Genomic DNA, 22,866 nt, shown 5'->3' with positions numbered 1-22,866 from the left:
ACATCACCCAGTACAAACAGGGCAACCAGGTCACCACCGTCAAGGCCTACAACGAGGCCACCGGCAAGCTCACCGGCCAGACCGCCACCAAAGCGGGGCAGGCCACGGGCAATGTACTCAACCAGAGCTACACCTATGACTCCCTGGGCAACCTGACGACCCGGGCTGACAACTCGCCCGGTGTTGGTACGCAGGAAAGCTTCAGCTACGACAGCCTGAACCGCTTGACCCTGAACACCCTGCTGGGCGGGGCCGTCAGCCCTCCGACCACGACAGAGGTCATGTACGACGCGCGAGGCAATATCACCTACAAGAGCGATGTGGGCCGCTACTGGTATGACGGTGCACGCCCGAACCGCCTGACCAATATCACGTTGGAGACGGCACCGGGTGCGCAGATCGCCTTTACCGGCACGCGCCAGCTGACCTATGCGTTTGACGACTACAAGACAGGCGCGCAAACCGTCAACGGCACGACATTGGGCAACGGCAACCTCGAATACACCGTCAGCCTGGACGCAGTCAACAGCCGCCATACCTACCGCGGCGAGACCTACACCAGCTTTAACATGCCGGCGACGATTACCTTCGGCAATATGTCGGGCAGCACGGCAGGGCCGGTGGACCGCAACCTGGCCTTCGTCTATGGCCCTGAGCACCAGCGGATCAAGCAGACCGTGGTTGGTGGCCCCAATCCGGGCACGACCTGGTACCTCAATGGCGAAGACAGCCTGGGTCTGAGCTATGAGAAAGAGATCAAGGCAACCGGCATCACCGAGAACAAGCACTATGTGAGCGCGGGCGGCGTGGTGTTTGCGCTGTTTGTGAGCAGGACGGGCACCCTGGGTGCAACCCCGGCTACCACGACGAGTTACTTCCATGGCGATCATCTAGGCAGCATCGTGGCGATCAGCGACGAGACGGGCGCTGTCGTTGAGCGCATGGCGTTCGATGCCTGGGGCAAGCGTAGGTTCGTCAATGGCACGCCGGACGTGCTGGATTCCATCGTCGGCTACAACACCGACCGTGGCTACACCATGCATGAGCACCTCGATGAGATGGGGGTGATTCACATGAATGGGCGCATCTATGACCCGCTGGTTGGCAGGTTTATGAGCGCCGATCCTTTCATCAATGATCCGGCGTTTGCGCAGAGTTACAACCGCTATGCCTACGTGATGAACAATCCGCTGGCCAATATCGATCCGAGCGGGTACTTCAGCTTGAGGAGTTTTATTAGGACAGTCGCGGCAATTGCTGTTGCCGTCTACTTTGGGCCGGCCACTATCGCGGGGAATAGCTTTGTCGGGGGCGGTGCCTTGTTTTCTTCAGGGCTGGCAAATGCTGCATTTGCCGGTGCACTGTCAGGCGCTATCAGTGGTGGGGGTCTCAAAGGTGCTGTCAACGGCGCGTTCTCCGGCGCTTTGTTTTACGGGGTTGGTGAACTGGTGCCTGGTGCTGCGGGCTCATTGTCCAAAACACTGGGTCACGCTGTAGCGGGATGCATTTCCAGCGCTGCGGCGGGAGGAAATTGCGGTTCCGGTGCGTTGGCTGCAGGTTTTTCGGAAGGTGTCGGTGGGAACATTAAATTTGGCAGCGTTGCTGCAAATGTTGTGGCTCGCGCCATCATCGGTGGTACTGGAGCGGTACTGGGCGGTGGAAAATTTGAAAACGGAGCTGTTACCGGGGCTTTTGGATATCTGTTTAACGAGTTGCAGCACACAACGGGATCTTCTGATGAACGGTATTATTCGGCGGGATATGCCACAGAGGATCCGATCACGAATGCGCGCATTTGGAAACTTGATCCTTGGAATTTCGACCCGAGTATGAAGCTTGATGTTGTTTCGGGTATTAATTCGGTGGATGCAGAGACGGGGATAAAGCTGAGAGTTGCTCAGGGCCTGCGTACCTGGGAAGAGCAGGACGATCTATATGCTTTAGGCCGTACAAAACCAGGGGCCAAAGTAACTATGGTTCCGGGTGGACAAAGCAATCACAACTATGGTCTTGCCTTTGATGTGGTTGGGCGAACTGCAACCGGCGTTAGTTGGACAATTAATTACAGTGCGGTCGCTTCCGTCCTGAGGAGATACGATTTTGAATGGGGTGGAAATTGGAAGTCATTTAAAGACCAGCCACACTTTGAAAGAAAAGTGCGAACGCGATAAGTTGGAAGGAGAAAATTAAATGGGTTTGATTTTTTTCAAGCACCTGATACTTCTATTCAAACTGGAAGTCATCACATTTTTTCTACTCTTGTTCTCCGCTGCCTTTGCGACAGCGTCTCCTGGGGGCGGTGTTAACTGTAGTGAAAGAGAGATGGCTCAGATTCTGAGCGTGAAAGAGCCCGCTGGACCTGCGGAGGCGCTCGTGGCAAGTACAAAAGCCTCCGTGGAGGGTGGAAGTTGGCTAGTCAAAAGTCGCGATGGAAARGTGGTTTTCTTGCGCAAAACAGATTTTGGTGAGATGGGAAAAGCGCAAACGGACTACTTTTTTCTGCGCAAAAATCAATATTTTGCAAAGGTCAAAACTTATGCATATGCCGAGCCAATTTACATAGCTAAGAACCCAGTGCTGAAATTAATTGCCTCGGAGGTTTTTTTGGTCTGCCATAAGCAAGTTTGGATCCCCCTGCAAAACGATGAGGGACGTAATGCGGAACAAGTACGGCGGTTTCGTGATATTCAATTGCAACTCACGGCGCCAGAGCTGGCTGACAGGCGCTTCGGCGTGGAATGACGGAACCCTTGACGGGTTGTGCTACCTGCCTGATGCCAGACGCCTGCACCTCAACTCAAGGGCGATTTGAGCTCGAGGGGGGCGCTAGGCTTGCTTTTTTCGCATTCTAGTCAGCCCTCCCTGGCAAAAGGAGGCTTGAAACTTTGCGAACCTGAAATCAATCCTATGACTGAAAAGTCATGGTGCCCGGGGCCGGAATCGAACTGGCACACCTTACAGCGGGTGATTTTGAGTCCCGCGTCTACCAATTTCACCAACCGGCTGGAATGAGCGAGTGATCTCTAATCGGCACCTTTAAAGCCTGCTGGTCTGCACAATCCACAGGCCTCGTACAACCTACGCTGAAGCAACGCCCATTTGAGCGCTTCCACCCCCAGCCCCCAGCCCCCAGCCCTCCCTCCAGCTATGGCTGTTTGCGCCGCGCGACCACCTGAAGGCAGAAGGAGCCCATCTCAGCCGCCGGCAGGATCTCGGAAGAAACAATTTCATACCCGTATTTCTCAAGCTTGGCCAGGTAGTTGTGGTGATAGTTCCCGTGCGCTCCGGAGCAGACGGGGTTGTCAACGGGAATATCTTCCGGCCGCAGGACCGTCAAGCCGGTTGACAGCAGGTTGGGCCACCACGGTTCGTTCAGCACAACTACTTTTACCTGTTTTGCGAAGGCTGCAAGATAAGCTTCCAGCTCCATGTTGTTGAACAGTACGCTGGTAGACGTCATGAACACCAGATCGGCCTTCAGCTTGCCTTCGTCCATCAGGTGCAGGGCGTAGCCTCCCATAAAGTCCCAGTTGGGGGCCTGGGGAAGTGCGGCATTGTGTTCAGCGACATTCAGTTGAAGGTCAACCGAGGTAAATTGAACCTGGGGAAACTTCGGTGCCAGGAAAGCCGAAACCAGGTCAACCCGGGCACCGATATTGGCCACGTGTTTAACGTCGGGGTTCTGCCTCAGAGCGCGTTCCAGCAGGATGGCACCCTTGTTCTGCATTGGCAATTCAACCTGGGGCGCCGACAAGGACGCCTCGGTAATGGCCTGTTTTGCCCGGGCCACAGCAGATTTTCCGACCTTTTTCACTTGCGCATCCGATTGCTCCTTGAGCTGCGCCGCTGTCAGCGGACCGTTCTGTTTCAACCGCTCTGAGTTCTCTATCGCCCGCTTCGGGGAGGACGCTACACCCAGCAGCATCTTCAGCTTGGTGCGGAAATTCCAATACAGGTTATTGCGAACATAAACAGAAAAGGGGATGGAGACGGTTGTTTTCATGGAAGAGCCGGGGGTGTGAGGTGCAAACTTTACCAGAGACGGCTAGGCGCATTCCCGTCACGCAGTTCTATGAAGTTTCGCACCGGTCTGGTTGTTATGGACAGGGCTGGCCCCTCGCACAGACCATCAAAAGCCCCCTGCTAAAGGTTGAACTTCAACCAACACTTTTCGAGGCAAATGCCTCGTGCTCCGCATAGTAAAGTGTGGCTTCGTCAAAAATCCGGCAATCCATGACCAAATCACAAGTCACCTTTCTCGATCTTATCCGTGGTTTGGCGGCGCAGTTGGTCTTGGTCGGGCATGTCACCAGCGTGTCCGGGCATGAACTCAAGGTCACCATTCAGGACTTGGGGGTGGTGTTGTTCTTTTTTCTGTCGGGGTTCCTCATCACCACCACGGCGATGAAGAAGGACAGTTTCACTGAGTACTTTATCGACAGGTTTTCCCGGATATTCACGGCCTATTTACCCTGCCTGTGTTTCATCCTTTTGGTGGGCCTCGTCCTGGGTCTGGGTGGGCCCATGGATCCCGGCACTTTTTTCGCCAACCTTTTTATGCTGCAGGACTATCCGCTTCATGCGATTGGCCGTGAACCGTTTGACCGTTTGGGAACCGGCCGGCCCTTGTGGAGCGTTGGAATGGAGTGGTGGTTTTACATGGGTTTCGGTGCACTGTTCTTTATGCGCAAGTTACCGATTTGGTCTCTACCTTTTATTGTCATTGGGGTTTATGACACCTCCTTGCAGGCTGTTGGGGGCGTACTGGCGATTTTCTGGGGTGCAGGTGCTATCGCGGCCGTGATGCTGCCGCGGCTACCCAAGGTCTGGTGGTTTTTCCTGGCGGTGTTCTTTTCCGTGCTTTGCCTGCAAAGGTATCGCCTCGCGACCGGCCAGACGCCCGGGCTGAGTCAGTTCTATGACCTGCGCCTCGGCCTGCTGATGGCTGCTGCCCTGTTCAGCGGCTTCAAGGCCGTGGAAGACTGGACTTTGCCCGAGTGGGTGCACCGTGCCAGTGCCGGCCTGGCGAGCTATTCGTTTACCTTGTACCTGACGCACCTCACGGTTCTGGAAGCCTTGCATGGGTTGAACGGTTGGGCCAAAGTGGCCACTGTTTTTGTGGTTGCCAACCTTGTAGCGATCGCGATGTACTTCGCATTTGAACGCCATCACAGAGCGGTTCGTGAGTGGATCAAGTCCGTCACCATCGCGAAAGCGGCGAAAGTTTGAATCTTCGGCTGAGTCTCGCTTTCAGTTTCGGCCCATTTAAATTTTGCCCTCCTCTAAATGAAGGAGGCGCCGAGCTTGCGATCTATTGTCGGCGAGCCGTTTTCTTCAATTTGACTCCCTGGCGATGAATTTTCTGGTTAATTGGCCGCAGGCGGTCAAACTCACTTTGCTGAGCGCAGGCGACTGGGCATAATCCAGCGTCAAAACAAAAAATGTCCGCGATATCGCGCGGCGGAGGGAACCCACTTGAAAACTGCGAACAACACGTTTGCACGCATGCTTATGCCTGCCACACTGCAAATGGCATTTTTGTTATCTGCATGCGTTGCCAATGCCCAGACAAGCACAGTCGCGGGCTTTACGCCCAATCAATTCAGTGTGTCAGAGGGCGGCTCGGCCAATTACCGGATCCCCATCCAGGTTCCGCCCGGCGTCGCCGGGATGGAGCCCAAACTCGAATTGGCTTACAACAGCCAGGGCGGCAATAGTCTGCTCGGTGTGGGCTGGAGTTTGGGCGGGCTCAGCGCCATTACCCGGTGCCCCAGAACCATGGCGCAAGACGGCGCAAGGGGCGGCGTCAAGTTCGATATGAACGACCGTTACTGCATGGACGGGCAGCGATTGGTCCTGGTCTCCGGCACGTATGGCGCCGCCGGCAGCGAATACCGCACGGAGCAGGACAGTTTCAGCCGGATCATTGCTTCTGGAACGGCCGGCAACGGAGTGGCGTCCTTCACGGTGCAGACCAAAGCCGGCCTGACCATGGAATACGGCAACACCGCCGATTCGCGAGTCGAAGCGCAGGGCAAGACCAGTGTGCGACTCTGGGCGATCAACAAGATATCGGACGTCAAGACCAATTTCATGACGTTCAGCTACTACGAGAGCGCGGACAGCAGCGTCCACGCGCTGACCGGTATCAGCTATGGCGGCAACACCCTCGCCGCTGCACCAGCGAAATTCTCAGTGTCTTTCGAGTACGACACGGCAAGGCTTGACAAGAGCCAAGGCTACATACAGGGAAGCCAGGTCCAACTGGACCGCCGGATGAGCGCCATCAAGACCTATGCGAACGCCAGCCTGGTCAAGACTTATTCCATAGAGTACGTCTACGGAGCCGCAACCCACAAGTCGCATATTGACTCCGTGAAGGAGTGCTCCGCGGCCTCTGGCTGCCTGGACCCTATACGGCTCACTTGGGCGGACTCGTCCGCGACACCTGGAACCTTTTCAGGCCAGCAGACCGGCGTGATCGTGCCGGGAAGCTGGGGCGCAGTTGGGAACTACCAGAAGTATCGTGCAGACCTTAATGGAGATGGTATTACCGATTTGATCGCAATCCATATCGGTACCGATGGGGCTTGGGCTTATACATGGCTGGGACAAGGTGACGGAACGCTCGGCTCTATGGTGAGCGTCATTTCCAATACCGACAACTGGGGAGCGACTGGCAGCTACCAGACGCAGATTGTCGACGTCAATGGGGACGGCATTCCCGACATCACTGCCGTTCAGGTTGGCCCCGTTGGCGTATGGGCTTACACATGGCTAGGCAAGGGAGACGGTACATTTTTCCCACGGGTGACCGCTGCTTCCGTCGCGGGTAATTGGGGCGCGATAGGGAACTACAAGTCAGAAGTTGTGGATATCAACGGCGACGGCATTGCCGATCTGACAGCCGTCTATATTGGCCCCGATGGCGTGTATGGCAACACCTGGCTCGGCAAGGGTGATGGCACGTTTTTGCCAATGACGAGCTCCGTCGTAGTGTCTGGGAACTGGGGTGCAGTGGGAAGTTACCAAAAACAGATCGTTGACATTGACGGTGATGGAATCCCGGACTTGACCGCGGTGCAGATCGGGCCCAGTGGTGTGTACGCATACACATGGCTGGGCAAGGGGGATGGCACATTTCTGGCGATGAACAGTGTGATAACGATTTCTGGGAACTGGGGCAGCATCGGTAATTATCGAAGCCAGTTTGTGGACGTTAATGGCGATGGTGTTCCTGACTTGACGGCGGTGCAGATCGGGCCTGACGGGGTATATGCCTATACATGGATAGGAAAAGGGGATGGAACCTTTCTACCGGTGGTGAGTGCCGCCACAGTTAGCGGAAATTGGGGTGCAATCGGCAATTACCAGAGCCAGATTGCCGACGTGAACGGTGATGGCATTGCCGACCTGACTGCCGTGACCCTTGGTCCTTCCGGCGTGTTTGCCTACACATGGATGGGCAAAGGCGATGGCACCTTTTTGGGCTGGACTTCTGCGCTCAATAGCTATGGCAATTGGGGAACGGTGGGGAACTACAAAAGCGAATTCGTGGATGTCAACGCCGATGGCATCCCCGATATCACCGCGACTTATACCGGGCCGGATGGTGTGTACGCTTATTTTTGGACAAACAACCAGACATCGATATACGACCAGCTGTTAGCCATTGATCAGACCGGCAAGAAAACCACCATTGCCTACCTGMCGCTCACAAAAGCCGCGGTGTACACCAAGGACTCTGCGACTACAGCAGCGGTGTTTCCCAAAATCGACCTGATATTTCCGCAGTACGTGGTGAGCACAGTCGCGAGCAGCAACGGAATCGGTGGCACAGTCACCACGCAATACAACTACGGTGGCCTGAAGGCAGAGCAGGGCACAGGCCGGGGCCTGCTGGGTTTCCGCTGGATGAAGTCCAAGAATCTTTCGAACAACATCGAAAGCTACACCGAGTTCAACCAGAACTGGCCGTTCACGGGAAGCGTCGCCAAGAGCGAAACTCGCCTGGCCGGCTCCGGCAACGCTGGCGTGCTCAAACGCACCACCAATACCTATGCCCAGGGAACCGGCTCAGCCACAGGCACGACCTTTGTCTACCCTAGTCAGAGCGTCGAAGAAAGCTGGGACCTGGGCGGAAGTGTTTACCCCACGGTGACCAACACCTACCAGTACGGTCAGACCCCGCAGTACGGCGACCCCACGCAGATCAGCGTCAGCAACAGCGCAGGCGCAGGCAAGACGACCGTCAACGAATACTGGCCGGCCAATGTTGGCAGCGGCAACTGGATTCTGGGCCGGCTGAAGAAGGCCACCGTCACCAGCACCGCACCGTAAGCGGCCACTGAAGCAAGCAACTCAAAGCAATAGTAATAAGAAGCAGAGGGTAGGGATCATGAACCATCACATTTACAAGAAGCGCTTTGCAGCCGTTATCCTGCTGGCCGTACTCGGCTGGAGTTCGGCCGCCTGGGCCGACACCAAGGTGCGCGCCAGCAGTTTTGAGTACGACGCCACTGGCCTGCTCAGCAAGGAAGTGGTCGAACCCGACAGCCCCAATGACTGCTTGCAGACTAGCTACAGCTACGACACCTTCGGCAACAAGACCGGTGTCACCACGTCGGCCTGTGCCGGTGCAACAGGTTACGCCATCTCCAGCGCGACAACGCCGCGCACCGCCACCAGCAACTTCGGCACCGATGGCCGCTTTCCCTTAAGCACCAGCAACGTCCTGGGCCAAAGCGAAACCAAGGCTTACGACGCTCGTTTTGGCGCTCCCTCGAGCTTGACCGGCCCCAACAGCCTGGCCACCCAGTGGGAATACGACGGCTTTGGCCGAAAGAGCAAAGAGACCCGTTCCGACGGCACCTATACGACCTGGGCCTACAAACTCTGCACTGACGCCGGCATCAGCTGCCCCGGCCCGATTGCCGGCGCCACCATCGTCTGGGTCGCCATCGAACAAAGCTACGCGGCCAATGCGGTTGTGAGCGCTCCCGAGAAGCGTTCCTACTACGACACCCTGAACCGCGTCGTGCGCAGCCAGACGGCAGGTTTTGACGGTGCAGGCGCCGCCCCCGCCCTGGTGCAGGACACCGAATATGACGCGCTGGGCCGAGTCTCCCGCAAATCCAACCTCTACAAACTCACCGGCGGTACCGCCTACTGGGCAACCTACACCTATGACGCATTAGGCCGTGTCACCAAAGAAGAGTCCCCCGACCCCGATGCCACAGGCGGCATTGCCGTCACCACTATCAGTTATAGCGGCTTGACCACGGTCACCACCAACAGCAAAGGCCAGACCAAGACCAGCACCAAGAATGCCCAGGGCCAGGTCGCCCAGGTTACTGACACCCAGGGCAATACCCTCACTTACACCTACGACGCTCTGGGTCAGGTGCTGCAAACCAATGCGGCCGGTTCCATCACGACGATGGCCTACAACCAGCGTGGCCAGAAGACCAGCATGGCCGACCCCGCCATGGGCGCCTGGGAGTACCGCTACAACGTCTTTGGCGAACTTGTCTGGCAACGTGACAGCCTGGGCCAAGCCGTCACCATGGTGTATGACAGCCTGGGCCGCATGACCCAGCGCACCGAGCCCGACCTCGTGAGTCAGTGGAGCTACGACACCAAGTTCGACGGCACCGCCTGCGGCAAGGGCGTTGGCAAGCTTTGTGAAGCCAAGGCCGACAACGGCTACAAGCGTGTGCACACCTATGACACCCTGGGCCGGCCCAGCAGCACCTCTACCGTGCTGGACAACCCTGCTGCACCGGCGGTGGTCAGCATCGCCTACGACACCAATACCGGCCGCATGGCCAGCAAGGCCTGGCCCACCGGCTATCAGGCCAGCTATGTGTACAGCGCCACCGGTTACCTGAAGCAGGTCAATGGCGGCGGCACCGGCGGCTTTACCCAGACCGTGAGTTACGAGGTGCTGGCCATGGATGCCCAGGGCCACATCACCCAGTACAAACAGGGCAACCAGGTCACCACCGTCAAGGCTTACAACGAGGCCACCGGCAAACTCACCGGCCAGACCGCCACCAAAGCGGGGCAGGCCACCGGCAATGTGCTCAACCAGAGCTATACCTATGACAGCCTGGGCAACCTCACCACCCGGGCAGACAACTCGCCCGGTGTCGGCACCCAGGAAAGCTTCAGCTACGACAACCTGAACCGGCTGACGCTCAACACCTTGCTGGGCGGTGCAGTCAGCCCACCGACGACCACCGAGGTCATGTACGACGCCAGAGGCAATATCACCTACAAGAGCGACGTCGGCCGCTACTGGTATGACGGCGCCCGCCCTAACCGGCTGACCAACATCACGCTGGAGACGGCCCCCGGTGCGCAGATCGCCTACACCGGCACGCGCCAGCTGACCTATGCGTTTGACGATTACAAGACCGGCGCGCAAACCGTCAATGGCACAACATTAGGCAACGGCAACCTCGAATACACGGTGAGCCTGGACGCGGTCAACAGTCGCCATACGTATCGCGGCGAGACCTATACGAGCTTTAACATGCCGGCGGCGATCGCCTTCGGCAATATGTCGGGCAGCACGGCCGGGCCGGTGGACCGCAACCTGGCTTTCGTCTACGGCCCCGAGCACCAGCGCATCAAGCAGACGGTCACGGGTGGCCCGAACCCAGGCACGACCTGGTACCTCAATGGTGAAGACAGCCTGGGCCTGTCCTACGAGAAAGAGATCAAGGGCACGGGCATCACCGAGAACAAGCACTATGTCAGTGCGGGTGGGGTGGTGTTTGCGCTGTTTGTGAGCCGCACGGGCACACTAGGGGCAACCCCGGCCACGACGACGAGCTACTTCCATGGCGATCACCTGGGCAGCATCGTGGCGATCAGCGATGAGATGGGTGCCGTGGTTGAGCGCATGGCCTTTGATGCCTGGGGCAAGCGCAGATTCGTCAATGGCACGCCGGACGTGCTCGATTCCATCGTCGGCTACAACACCGACCGCGGCTACACCATGCATGAGCACCTCGATGAGATGGGGGTGATTCACATGAATGGGCGGATCTATGACCCGCTCATCGGGCGGTTCATGAGCGCGGATCCGTTTATCCAGGACCCGGCGTTTGCGCAGAGCTATAACCGTTATGCCTATGTGATGAACAATCCGCTGGCCTATACGGATCCTACAGGGTATTGGAGCTTCAAGAGCATCTTTAAGATCGCGGTGGTCGTAGTAGTCGGAATGTATGCGCCCCAATTTCTTAATGGGCTGATCGCGAATGCTGCTGGTACCGCAGCAGCAGCAGGACTAACCGGTGCTTCGGCTGCAGCGGCTTACGGTGCGGCGTACTCGACGGCCTTGGGTGCGCTCTCAACCTCAATAGTTTCCGGCGCCATTTCGGGTTTTGTTGCAGGTGCGATTACTTCGGGAACAATTAATGGAGCATTTCAAGGCGCCTTAGGCGGTGCTTTGTTTAGCGCCGCTGGATTTGCCGGTGGGCCAGGTGTAGAAGGTGCCAATTCGTTTCAGCGTTACGCGGCTCACGCTGCGGCGGGTTGCGTTAGCTCCGCCGCCAGTGGCGGTGGCTGTGACAGCGGGGCTGCCAGTGCGCTGTTCGGCAAGTTTGCATCCAATAATTTGAACTTTGGCGGCGATGTTGCAAGAGGAGTTTCTGCGATTGTGAGCGGTGGTGTAGGTTCTGTAATTGCAGGAGGTAAATTTCAGAATGGGGCTATAACTGCTGCTTATGCGTACCTCTACAACCATTTAAATACTTTTAATAGCCTGGGCAAGGATGCCCCGATGAGGCAAGCGTCTGACGTTTTCCTGGGCTTTGGTGAGAATCCAAATCGTTATGACGTTTTCGGGCACGGAAACGCATCTGGCCTACATCGTTTGGGAACGAATGGGACCTGGTCGCCAATTACTGCCGACGAACTCATTCTCTCCATCAAAGAAGATACAAGATGGAAGCCTGGGATGGAGGTGAAAATATGGGGTTGTAATTTGGCTTCAGCAGAAAGCTATGTACAGCAGGTGGCGAACGGCCTCAACTCCCCGGTCACCGTTGCCGACAAATATGTGTGGTTTAAGGTCGGGGAAACACCCAGTGTCGCTGGACGCACGCTCGATTGGTTTGGTTCCAGTGGTGTTGCGCGGAGCACTGCCATTCGTATGGGGTTCGATTATCCGACCACTGCAGGTAGTTGGAAAACCATTAGTCCAAGGTAAATCTTGTGAGCAAACTGATTCAAATCCTTGTACTTGTATTTAGCTTGACCGTTGCTGCATCAGTCATCTGGTTCATAAGCAAAAGTCAGCGACCTACAGTGGATGGGGCATTACAAGTTCTTGTCGATGAGGATCAGTACTGGCGAAAGATTAAATCTGGTGATGTTGAGGCAGGTCTGAAACTTTATGATGCGTATCTTTTTGAAGCGGCCTCACAAACCAAACGCCAAGAGGAAATATTAAGAGAGTTATTGGCTACTCGGGACAAACGAATTCAATTTGCTTTAGGCGTCAAGATCATTAACGAATGCATGACTCTAAGACGTAACGGTAAGCCTCTGGATTTAAATCGTGAAAAAGAAGGAATTGAGTTGTTGACGCAAGCTGCAGCACAAGGCGATAAAGAGGCGGCTAATACACTGGAAATGTACGAACGTTTTAGCAAGCGCTGATCAGTGGGATCGAGATCGGATTTAAATTTGTTCTCTATTTTGGACTGCAGCCTGATGCGTGCAGACTAGCTCAAACGGTTTCGGTTCTTTACATGCAACCCACATAACCTCTGACCCAATGGGGGCCGCGCAAGCAGCCATGGATTCCATAGCAAGCGGCTCGTCTTACAGGCATCCTAAAGCTTGTTGAGCTGCACAACCCACAAGCCCCGAACCGCCTGCGCTGACGCAAACCTCATCTGGCCGCCACCCGCGGCTCCCGTCACACTCCACACTCTCCAGCTGCCAGGGCCGGTTTTCATAACCGCCATTGAGCGCGGCGGTCACGATGGACGCGGTGGGCATGGCGTCCAGTTCAAACTCCAGGCGCAGCATGCCGGCGCTTCATCCAGAGTCAGCCCACGCCGGCGGACACTTGTTTCCTTGAAGTTTTCGGCTGAAGCAAACACCTTGTTGATATCCTGCTGTAGCAACTGAACGGCTTGCTCTGCGCTGGCTTGCCGGAGATCCGCGACGACACTCTCTGCGCATTGAACTGGGTAATCTGTTGCAGGGTGATGACGGTCCAGCTCTCGATGTCGCGTGACGCCCGGTTCGTCTTTTGTCAACGGTCCACCATTTCGCAAGCGGAAACTGGATACTGGGCCGGTTCAAAAAAACGACCATGACCAGCGTGACCGCGTGGTCTGGTTTTGATACAGTCAAATGCTAGGCAAAAGGCCTGCAGCTGAAAAGCTGGAAACAAGAATCGAAATGAGGGATGGGATGCACGCTAAACACAGCAAGGTATTGCGCTGCGCGGCTCTATGGCTGCTGGGTGCCGGACTCAGCCTGGCCCAGGCCCAGACGACTACAGTCGCAGGCACCACGCCCGGCCAGTTCTCGGTCAACGAGTCTGGTGCCGCGACGTACCGAATCCCCATCCAGGTTCCGCCTGGCGTGGCGGGCATGGAACCCAAACTCGAGCTCAGCTACAACAGCCAGGGGGGCAATGGTTTGCTGGGCATGGGCTGGAGCCTCAGCGGTTTGAGCGCCATCGGCCGCTGCCCGCGGACCATAGCCCAGGATGGAGTCAGGGGTGTCGTCAAACTCGACATGAATGACCGCTACTGCATGGACGGCCAACGGCTGATTCTGGTGAGCGGCACCTATGGCGTTGCCGGCAGCGAGTACCGTACGGAGCTCGACAGCTTCAGCCGCATCACTGCAACGGGAACCGCAGGCAATGGCGTGGCCTCCTTCACAGTGCAGACCAAGGCTGGCCTGACCATGGAGTACGGCAACACGGCCGATTCGCGCATTGAGGCACAGGGAAAACCCACGGTGCGGGTCTGGGCCATCAACAAGATCAGCGACGTCAAGACCAACTACATGACGTTCAGCTATACGGAAGACAACGCCAACGGCGATTTTTATCCGAGCCGGATTGACTATGCGGGCAATACCAATGCCGGAATAGCACCCGCCAATTCAGTGCAATTCGCGACCGAAGCGCGTCCTGATGTTGTCAGCGGCTATGTCGGAGGGAGCCTGGTCACATCGCAAAAACGGTTGCTGAATGTTCGTACCTTTGTTGGGACGACTTTGATTGCACGGTACCGTGCGAACTACGAGGCCAGTCAAATCACTTCGCGTTCCAGGGTGACGTCATTTGATGTTTGCGACGGAAATGAAAACTGTTTTCCCGCCAAGAAATTCGGTTGGCGCGACGTAGCCCGGGGCATTACCCAGGCGAACAATGCGGTTTTGACGGTCAGCGGGGACTGGAGAAGCCAGTTCAATGCCTACCCCGGTGATTACAACGGCGATGGCATCACTGACCTTTATCTGATCGGATACGACGTCAGCGCATTTTGCGCAGGCCCCGGAACTGCCTCGGCCAACAATTGCGTTGTCACTGTTAATGGAGATTGGAGAAGCCAGTTCGATGCCTATCCCGGTGACTACAACGGAGATGGCATAACCGATCTTTACCTGGTGGGGACCGATGTCAGCGTGTTTTGCGCAGGCCCCGGAATTGCATCGGCCAATAACTGTGGGGTAACGGTGAACGGCGACTGGAGAAGCCGGTACAGCATTTATCCAGGCGACTACAACGGAGATGGCATAACCGATCTTTACCTGGTGGGGACTGATGTCAGCGTGTTTTGCGCAGGCCCTGGTATTGCGACGGCGAATAACTGCGTGGTAACGGTCAATGGAGATTGGCGGAGCCAGTATGGTTTTTATCCGGGAGATTACAACGGAGACGGAATACTCGACGTGTATCTCGTAGGGTCTGGGGGCAGTTATTTTTGCCCGGGCCCTGGAATTGCTTCGGCCAACAATTGCGTGACAACCGTTCTCGGAGACTGGAGAAACCACTTCAAAGTCTACCCCGGCGACTACAACGGGGATGGTGTCACGGACCTGTATATGGTTGGTGCCACCACCAGTGTGTTTTGCGCGGGCCCCGGAATTGCGTCGGCCAACAACTGCGTTGTCACGGTGAACGGAGATTGGAAAAGCCAGTTCGATGTTTACCCTGGTGATTACAACGGAGATGGTGTCACCGATCTGTATCTGATTGGGGCCAGTGCCAGTGCATTTTGCCCAGGCCCAGGGATTGCGTCGGCCAACAACTGCGTGATCACGGTGAATGGAGACTGGAGAAACAATTATGGTTTTTACCCGGGAGACTACAACGGGGATGGGGTGCTCGATCTTTATCTGATTGGGTCAGGAGGCAGCTACTTTGCGGCGGGCGTTGGTGGCCGGCCGGATTTGCTAAGCAGCGTCTCTGACGGAGCGATCGTCAATATGACGATCGAGAACAAGCCGCTGACCAGTGCATCCGTGCATACCAAGGGTACGGGATCTGTGTACCCCAAGATAGATTTACAGTACCCGCAGTACGTGGTGAGCACGGTCGCGAGCAGCAACGGGATCGGCGGCACAACGACCACGCAATACAACTACGGCGGCCTGAAGGCAGAGCAGGGCACAGGCCGGGGCATGCTGGGCTTCAGATGGATGAAATCCAAGAGCCTGGCCAATAACATTGAAAGCTACACCGAGTTCAACCAGAACTGGCCGTTTACGGGCAGCGTCGCCAAGAGCGAAACGCGCCTGGCCGGTTCGGGCAATGCCGGTGTCCTCAAACGCACGACCAATACCTACGCCCAGGGAACTGGCTCGACCGCGGGTACTACCTTTGTCTACCCCAGCCAGAGCGTGGAAGAAAGCTGGGACTTGGGCGGAAGTGTTTACCCCACGGTGACCAACACCTACCAGTACGGCCAGAGCCCGCAGTACGGCGACCCCACCCAGATCAGCGTGACTAACAGCGCCGGTGCCGGCAAGACCACTGCCAACGAATACTGGCCGGCCAATATTGGCAGCGGCAACTGGATATTGGGCCGGCTCAAAAAAGCCACTGTAACGAGCGTGACGCCGTAGTCTTGATCGGATACATTCGACGGCAAGTAAAAAAGCTGTCAAGCTAAAAAAGCAAAACCAAAAAAAGGAGGGTGGGAAATGTACGCTAGACACAGCAAGATATTGCGCTGCGCGGCTCTGTGGTTGCTGGGCACCGGGCTTGGCCTGGCCCAGGCCCAGACCACGGTTGCTGGCGTCACGCCCGGCCAGTTCTCGGTCAACGAGTCCGGCGCCGCCACCTACCGCATTCCCATCCAGGTTCCGCCCGGCGTCGCCGGCATGGAACCCAAACTCGAGCTGGCCTATAACAGCCAGGGCGGCAATGGTTTGCTCGGTATGGGCTGGAGCCTGGCCGGGCTCAGCAGCATTGGCCGTTGCCCACGCACCATGGCGATTGACAACTTCAGGGGCGGCGTCAACTTCGACATGAACGACCGCTATTGCATGGATGGCCAGCGGCTGATCCTGGTCAGCGGCACTTATGGCGTCGCCGGCAGCGAGTACCGAACCGAGCTGGACAGCTTCAGCCGGATCGTTGCCTCGGGCACGGCCGGCAATGGCGTAGCCTCTTTCACGGTGCAAACCAAGGCCGGCTTGACCATGGAGTACGGCAACACGGCCGACTCGCGCATTGAAGCGCAGGGCAAGGCGACTGTCAGGGTCTGGGCCGTCAACAAGATCAGCGACGTCAAGGCCAACGTCATGACCTTCGGCTATTACAAGAGTGCCGACAGCAGCGTGTATGCACCGCTCAACATCGGCTATGGCGGCAACACGGCGGCGGGCTTGCCCAACAGCCTGTCCGTCAGCATCCAATACGACACCGCCAGGACCGACAAGACCAAGGTCTACCAGGGCGGCAGCCTTATCCAGCAGGACAGGCGCATCAGCAGCATCCAGCTGTTCAACGGCAGCACCCTCACAAAGACCTATTCGCTGGCCTACAGCCCCAGTCCCGCCACGAGCCGTTCCAGGCTGCTGACCGTTGCGGAATGCGCGCCCGGCGGCACCTGCCTGCCCCAAAGCGTATTTGGGTACAAGGCTGTCACCAACACCTCGCTTCAGCCGCTGGCCAAATGGCACTCGCGTTACAGCGATGCGGACGCCTTCAACTTGCCGCAGTACTACAACAACCTGGTCTTGGTGGATGTCAACAACGATGGCCTCGCGGACGTATGCTCCCGCAACTATGACGGCATGTATTGCGGGCTCAATCTCGGGAACGGCGCCGGGTTCGGCGCCTTGACCCGCTGGTCAACGAGTTTTGGGGACCCCGGCGGTTTTGACCAGCCGCAGTACTACAACACCATTCGTTATCCCGACGTGAACGGGGACGGCTTGCCGGACATTTGCGCCAGGCTGATCGACGGCATTTATTGCGGCCTCAACAACGGCACCAGCTTTTCCCCTTTGACCCGCTGGTCCACGCGTTATGGCGACGACAACGGCTGGAGCCCTGTGCAGTTCTACAGCACCATCCAGTACCTGGACCTCAATGGCGACGGCCTGGCAGATATTTGCGGCCGGGGAGGGGATGGGCTGTACTGCGCCTTGAACCTCGGCAATGGAGCCGGCTTTGGCGCGGTCACGCGTTGGTCCACGCAATATGGGGACAACAATGGCTGGGGCGTCGAACAGTACTACAGCACCATCCAGTACATGGACTTGAATGGCGACGGCTTGCCGGATGTCTGCGGCCGCGGCGGTGACGGCTTGTTCTGCGCGCTCAACCTGGGTACCGGCGCCGGGTTTGGGACTGCCACGCTGTGGTCGACCGTCGTCAGTGACGTTAACGGCTTCAATGTGCCGCAGTACTACAGCACCATCCAGTTCCCGGACTTGAACGGTGACGGGCTGGCGGACATGTGTGTCCGCAGCGGGGATGGTATTGGCTGCGCCATCAACACCGGCAACGGCACCGGTTTCAGCGGCATGACGGCGTGGTCGACCAGCCTGTCCGATGCCGGTGGCTTCAATATTCCCCAGTACTACTCCACCATTCGTTATGTCGATATCAATGGCGACGGCCTGCCTGATCTTTGCGCCCGCCTGTACGACGGTCTTTATTGCGGCCTGAACACCGGCAACAACAATTTTGGCGGGCTGACGCAGTGGTCGGCCAGCTATGGCAATAACAACGGATGGGGTTCCCCTGAGTACTACAGCACCATGCGCTACGCGGACATTAACGGCGATGGCGTGACGGATATTTGCGGGCGCGCCATCGACGGCTATTACTGCACCACCTCCTTGCCCAACACCAACGACCGCCTTGAAACCGTCACCAAAAACGGCCAGGTAATCACCGTTGCCCTGAACTCCCTGGTCGGCAACCCAACGGTCTACACCAAAGACGCCGCCCCCAACGCCGCGGCCTATCCCAAGCTGGACCTGCAGTACGCGCAGTACGTGGTCAGCACGGTCGCGAGCAGCAACGGCGTCGGCGGCACGGTCACCACGCAATACAACTACGGCGGCTTGAAAGCCGAACTCGGCACAGGCCGGGGCATGCTCGGCTTCAGGTGGATGAAATCCAAGAACCTGGCCAACAACATCGAAAGCTACACCGAGTTCAACCAAAACTGGCCCTTCACCGGAAGTGTGCTCAAGAGCGAGACGCGTCTGGCCGGCTCCGGCAATGCAGGCGTCTTGAAACGCACGACCAATAGCTACGCCCAGGGAACTGGCTCGGCCACCGGCACGACCTTTGTTTACCCCAACCAGAGTATTGAAGAAAGCTGGGACCTCGGCGGCGCTGCTTACCCCACAGTCACCAATGCCTACCAATACGGCCAGAGCCCGCAATACGGCGACCCCACGCAGATCACGGTCAGCAACAGTGCGGGCGCCGGCAAGACCACGGTCAACGAATACTGGCCGGCCAATACCGGCAGCGGCAATTGGATCCTGGGCCGGCTCAAGAAAGCCAGCGTCACCAGCGTGGCGCCGTAAGCAGCAGTCCATAAAGCACAAGCAAGCAGCAAGAAGCACAAGTAATCAAGAGGGCAGGGAATATGAAACACCACATCCACAAAAGCTTTGCAGCCATCACATTGCTGGCCGTCCTCGGCTGGGGGCAGGCCGCCTGGGCGGACACCAAAGTGCGTACCAGCAGCTTTGAATACGACGCTACTGGCCTGCTCAGCAAAGAAGTGGTCGAACCCGACAGCCCCAATGACTGCCTGCAGACCAGCTATAGCTACGACAACTTCGGCAACAAGATCGGCGTCACCACCTCGGCCTGCGCAGGCGCTACCGGTTACGCGATCGTCAGCGCCACGACACCCCGAACCGCCACCAGCAGCTATGGCACCGACGGGCGCTTTGCTTTAAGCACCAGCAACGTCCTGGGCCAAAGCGAAACCAAGGCCTACGACGCCCGCTTCGGCGCTCCCTCGAGCCTGACGGGCCCCAACAGCCTGGCGACCCAATGGGAGTACGACGGCTTTGGCCGAAAGAGCAAAGAAACCCGCTCCGACGGCACCTACACCACCTGGGCCTACAAACTCTGCACCGACGCCGGCATCAGCTGCCCCGGCCCCATCGCCGGGGCCACCATCACCTGGGTTGCCATCGAGCAAAGCTACGCGGCCAATGCTGTTGCCAGCGCCCCCGACAAACGCAGCTACTACGACACCCTGAACCGCGTCGTGCGCAGCCAGACAACAGGCTTTGACGGCGCAGGCGCCGCACCCACCTTGGTGCAGGACACCGAATACGACGCCCAGGGCCGCGTTTCCCGCAAGTCCAACCTCTACAAACTCACAGGCGGCACGGCCTACTGGACCAGCTTTACTTACGACGTGCTGGGCCGCGTCACCCGCGAAGAGTCGCCAGACCCCGACGCCCCTGGCGGCATCGCTGTCACCACCCAGAGCTACAGCGGTCTGACCATGATCGCCACTAACAGCAAGGGCCAAACCAAGACCACCACCAAGAACGCGCAGGGCCAGATCGCCCAGGTCACTGACACCCAGGGCAACACTGTGGTGTATACCTACGACGCCTTGGGTCAGCTCACCCAGACGAATGCGGCCGGCTCCATCACCACGATGGCTTACAACCAGCGCGGCCAAAAGACCAGCATGGCCGACCCGGCCATGGGCGCCTGGGAGTACCGCTATAACGTCTTTGGCGAGCTTGTCTGGCAGCGCGACAGCCTGGGCCAGAGCGTCACTATCTCGTATGACTCCCTAGGTCGCATGACCCAGCGCACCGAGCCCGACCTGGTCAGCCAGTGGAGCTACGACACCAAGTTCGACGGCACTGCCTGCGGCAAGGGTGTTGGCAAGCTCTGCGAAGCCAAAGCCGACAACGGCTACAAGCGCGTGCATACCTACGACAGCCTGGGCCGCCCGAGCAGCACCTCCACCGTGCTCGACAACCCGGCCACTCCGGCCGTCGTCAGCATCGCCTACGACGCCGTCACAGGCCGCATGGCCAGCAAGACCTGGCCAACCGGCTACCAGGCCAGCTACGTCTACAGCGCTACGGGCTACCTTAAACAGGTCAATGGCGGAGGCACCGGCGGCTTTACCCAGACCGTGAGCTACGAAGTGCTGGCCATGGACGCCCAGGGCCATATCACCCAGTACAAGCAAGGCAACCAAGTCACCACCGTCAAGGCCTATAACGAGGCCAACGGCCGGCTCACCGGCCAGACCGCAACGAAAGCGGGGCAGGCCACCGGCAATGTGCTCAATCAGAGTTACACCTATGACTCGCTGGGCAACCTGACCACCCGCGCCGACAATTCGCCCGGCGTCGGCACCCAGGAAAGTTTCAGCTACGACAGCCTGAACCGCCTGACCCTGAACACCTTGCTGGGCGGCGCGGTGAGCCCACCGACGACCACCGAGGTCATGTACGACGCGCGCGGCAACATCACCTACAAGAGCGATGTGGGCCGTTATTGGTACGACGGCGCGCGTCCCAACCGCATGACCAACATTACGTTGGAGACGGCCCCCGGCGCGCAGATCGCATTCACCGGCACGCGCCAGCTGACCTATGCCTTTGACGATTACAAGCCGGGTGCCCAAACGGTCAACGGCACGGCCCTGGGCAACGGCAACCTCGAATACACGGTGAGCCTGGATGCGGTCAACAACCGCCACACCTACCGCGGCGAGACCTATACCAGCTTCAACATGCCGGCGACGATCACCTTCGGCAATATGTCGGGCAGCACGGCAGGCCCGGTGGACCGCAACCTGGCCTTCGTCTACGGCCCCGAGCACCAACGCATCAAGCAGACGGTGGTGGGCGGGCCGAATCCGGGTACGACCTGGTACCTCAATGGCGAGGATAGCTTGGGTCTGAGCTATGAGAAAGAGATCAAGGGCACGGGCATCACCGAGAACAAGCATTACGTGAGCGCGGGCGGTGTGGTATTTGCGTTGTTTGTGAGCCGGACAGGCACCCTCGGCTCAACACCGGCCACCACCACCAGCTACTTCCACAAAGACCACCTGGGCAGCATCGTGGGGATCAGTGATGAGACCGGAACGGTCGTCGAGCGCATGGCCTTTGATGCCTGGGGCAAGCGGAGATTTGTGAACGGCACGCCGGACGTCGTGGACTCCATCGTGGGCTGGAACACCGACCGTGGTTACACCGAACACGAACACCTCGACGAGATGGGAGTGATTCACATGAATGGCCGCATCTATGATCCGCTGGTCGGGCGGTTCATGAGTGCCGATCCATTCATTCAGAGTCCGGATGACCTGCAGAGCTATAACCGATACGCCTATGTGAAGAACAATCCTCTGGCGTTCACGGATCCTAGCGGTTACTTCAATTTGGGCAGCGCCCTCGCAGGTGCCTGGCGTGACGCTTGGCACAGCCCTGTTGTGCAGGCCGTGGTGACAGTTGTTATTGGCGTATATGCCGGCCCGGGAGCCGCAGCGGCCTATGCAGGTGCACGTACTACCTATGAGACAGGATCTTTGTCGCAGGGACTGAAGGCTGCGGCAATTAGTTACGGGACGGCAATGGCGTTCAATGCTGTTGGAGATCAGGGGTTTAGCACTGTGCCGGGTATTGCTGCCCATGCCTTTGTAGGTTGTGCGTCCAGCGTTGCCAGCGGCGGCAGTTGCCAGTCGGGCGCGTTGGCTGCGGGTTTTGCGAAATTTGCAACGCCATTTATAAGTGGAAGTTTTCCAATGCGTGTGACGCAAGCGGCGATTGCCGGTGGAATCGGCTCAGTGTTGGGGGGTGGAAAGTTCGAAAATGGGGCAGTCACTGGAGCATTTGGGTATCTCTTTAATTGCACGGCACATAAGTGCAGTAGTGAAGATTACGATTCAAGCGACCCTAAAACTCACACATCAGGGGTGCAGAGTACCGGAACTATCTGTAAAGACTCTAATCCCGGCTGTGTGAGCGTTCTCCAAGCTGTTATCGGCTGTGACTCTGCTCCTGGACAGATAGGGTGCACAGCCGTCGGGGAGGAGCGTAGTCTTTCCTTAAGCGGAACAAATCCAATTACACAATATCGTCCTAACGCGAATATGATTGTTAACGGCACATCTGAAAATCATATGTTTCATGATGGCTATGTCGTGCGATGGGTCGGCGTTGATTCACTTGGTAACGCTGCTATTTACACGTTCGGATATGGCACTAACTCGAGCGTTGCCCGTCGATGGACCAATCAAATAATAGGTCCTACACTCTTCACCGACATTGGAGTTCGAAACAAAGTGACTGCCCAGTGTCAACTGAAAATGCGCAGTGTTGGCTGTTAGGGATTTATGCCGGATCTAAAAT

At 57.6% G+C, this 22,866-nt stretch carries 10 protein-coding genes; 9 read left to right on the top strand and 1 reads right to left on the bottom strand.

Annotated features, from left to right (window positions below):
• Together AC1DXS_RS09415 and AC1DXS_RS09410 are read left to right on the top strand one after the other, a co-directional pair.
• A partial coding sequence (locus tag AC1DXS_RS09415) for an RHS repeat-associated core domain-containing protein (RefSeq protein ID WP_477737249.1) occupies positions 1-2,171 on the top strand: 2,171 nt, incomplete at its 5' end.
• Between the two features lie 19 nt (positions 2,172-2,190).
• Positions 2,191-2,742 (top strand): hypothetical protein, encoded by a 552-nt coding sequence (locus tag AC1DXS_RS09410; protein ID WP_477737248.1) that lies wholly within the window; start codon positions 2,191-2,193, stop codon positions 2,740-2,742.
• Positions 2,743-3,145: 403 nt separating this feature from the next.
• Here the strand turns inward: AC1DXS_RS09410 and AC1DXS_RS09405 are convergent, their stop codons facing one another.
• On the bottom strand, positions 3,146-4,003 hold the full coding sequence (locus tag AC1DXS_RS09405; RefSeq protein WP_477737247.1) for a hypothetical protein: 858 nt from the start codon (positions 4,001-4,003) through the stop codon (positions 3,146-3,148).
• A 230-nt stretch (positions 4,004-4,233) separates the two neighbouring features.
• Between AC1DXS_RS09405 and AC1DXS_RS09400 the strand changes: the two genes are divergently transcribed.
• From AC1DXS_RS09400 to AC1DXS_RS09370, 7 genes are all read left to right on the top strand, one after another.
• A complete protein-coding gene (locus tag AC1DXS_RS09400; protein ID WP_477737246.1) occupies positions 4,234-5,229 on the top strand; it encodes an acyltransferase family protein in 996 nt (331 codons plus the stop codon).
• A 246-nt stretch (positions 5,230-5,475) separates the two neighbouring features.
• Positions 5,476-8,340, top strand: coding sequence for an FG-GAP-like repeat-containing protein (locus tag AC1DXS_RS09395; protein ID WP_477737245.1), 2,865 nt, complete (start codon positions 5,476-5,478; stop codon positions 8,338-8,340).
• A gap of 58 nt (positions 8,341-8,398) precedes the next feature.
• Positions 8,399-12,223 (top strand): RHS repeat-associated core domain-containing protein, encoded by a 3,825-nt coding sequence (locus tag AC1DXS_RS09390; protein WP_477737244.1) that lies wholly within the window; start codon positions 8,399-8,401, stop codon positions 12,221-12,223.
• A 5-nt stretch (positions 12,224-12,228) separates the two neighbouring features.
• Positions 12,229-12,675 (top strand): hypothetical protein, encoded by a 447-nt coding sequence (locus AC1DXS_RS09385; RefSeq protein ID WP_477737243.1) that lies wholly within the window; start codon positions 12,229-12,231, stop codon positions 12,673-12,675.
• Positions 12,676-13,440: 765 nt separating this feature from the next.
• Positions 13,441-16,113, top strand: coding sequence for an FG-GAP-like repeat-containing protein (locus tag AC1DXS_RS09380; RefSeq protein WP_477737242.1), 2,673 nt, complete (start codon positions 13,441-13,443; stop codon positions 16,111-16,113).
• Between the two features lie 78 nt (positions 16,114-16,191).
• Entirely contained in the window at positions 16,192-19,044 is a 2,853-nt protein-coding gene (locus AC1DXS_RS09375) for an FG-GAP-like repeat-containing protein (RefSeq protein ID WP_477737241.1), read from the top strand.
• 62 nt (positions 19,045-19,106) lie between these two features.
• On the top strand, positions 19,107-22,844 hold the full coding sequence (locus AC1DXS_RS09370) for an RHS repeat domain-containing protein (protein WP_477737240.1): 3,738 nt from the start codon (positions 19,107-19,109) through the stop codon (positions 22,842-22,844).
• Positions 22,845-22,866: the final 22 nt, after the last annotated feature.

It is taken from the genome of Polaromonas sp. P3_B1 (genome assembly GCF_056402935.1).
The sequence above is the reverse complement of the archived record's forward strand: the minus strand, read 5'-3'. Positions and strand labels throughout refer to the sequence as shown.

Bases quoted from the DNA above. Each gene is read 5' to 3' on its own strand.
- AC1DXS_RS09405 (WP_477737247.1), bottom strand. From the start codon at position 4,003: ATGAAAACAACCGTCTCCATCCCCTTTTCTGTTTATGTTCGCAATAAC.
- AC1DXS_RS09400 (WP_477737246.1), top strand. From the start codon at position 4,234: ATGACCAAATCACAAGTCACCTTTCTCGATCTTATCCGTGGTTTGGCG.
- AC1DXS_RS09375 (WP_477737241.1), top strand. From the start codon at position 16,192: ATGTACGCTAGACACAGCAAGATATTGCGCTGCGCGGCTCTGTGGTTG.
- AC1DXS_RS09380 (WP_477737242.1), top strand. From the start codon at position 13,441: ATGCACGCTAAACACAGCAAGGTATTGCGCTGCGCGGCTCTATGGCTG.
- AC1DXS_RS09390 (WP_477737244.1), top strand. From the start codon at position 8,399: ATGAACCATCACATTTACAAGAAGCGCTTTGCAGCCGTTATCCTGCTG.
- AC1DXS_RS09370 (WP_477737240.1), top strand. From the start codon at position 19,107: ATGAAACACCACATCCACAAAAGCTTTGCAGCCATCACATTGCTGGCC.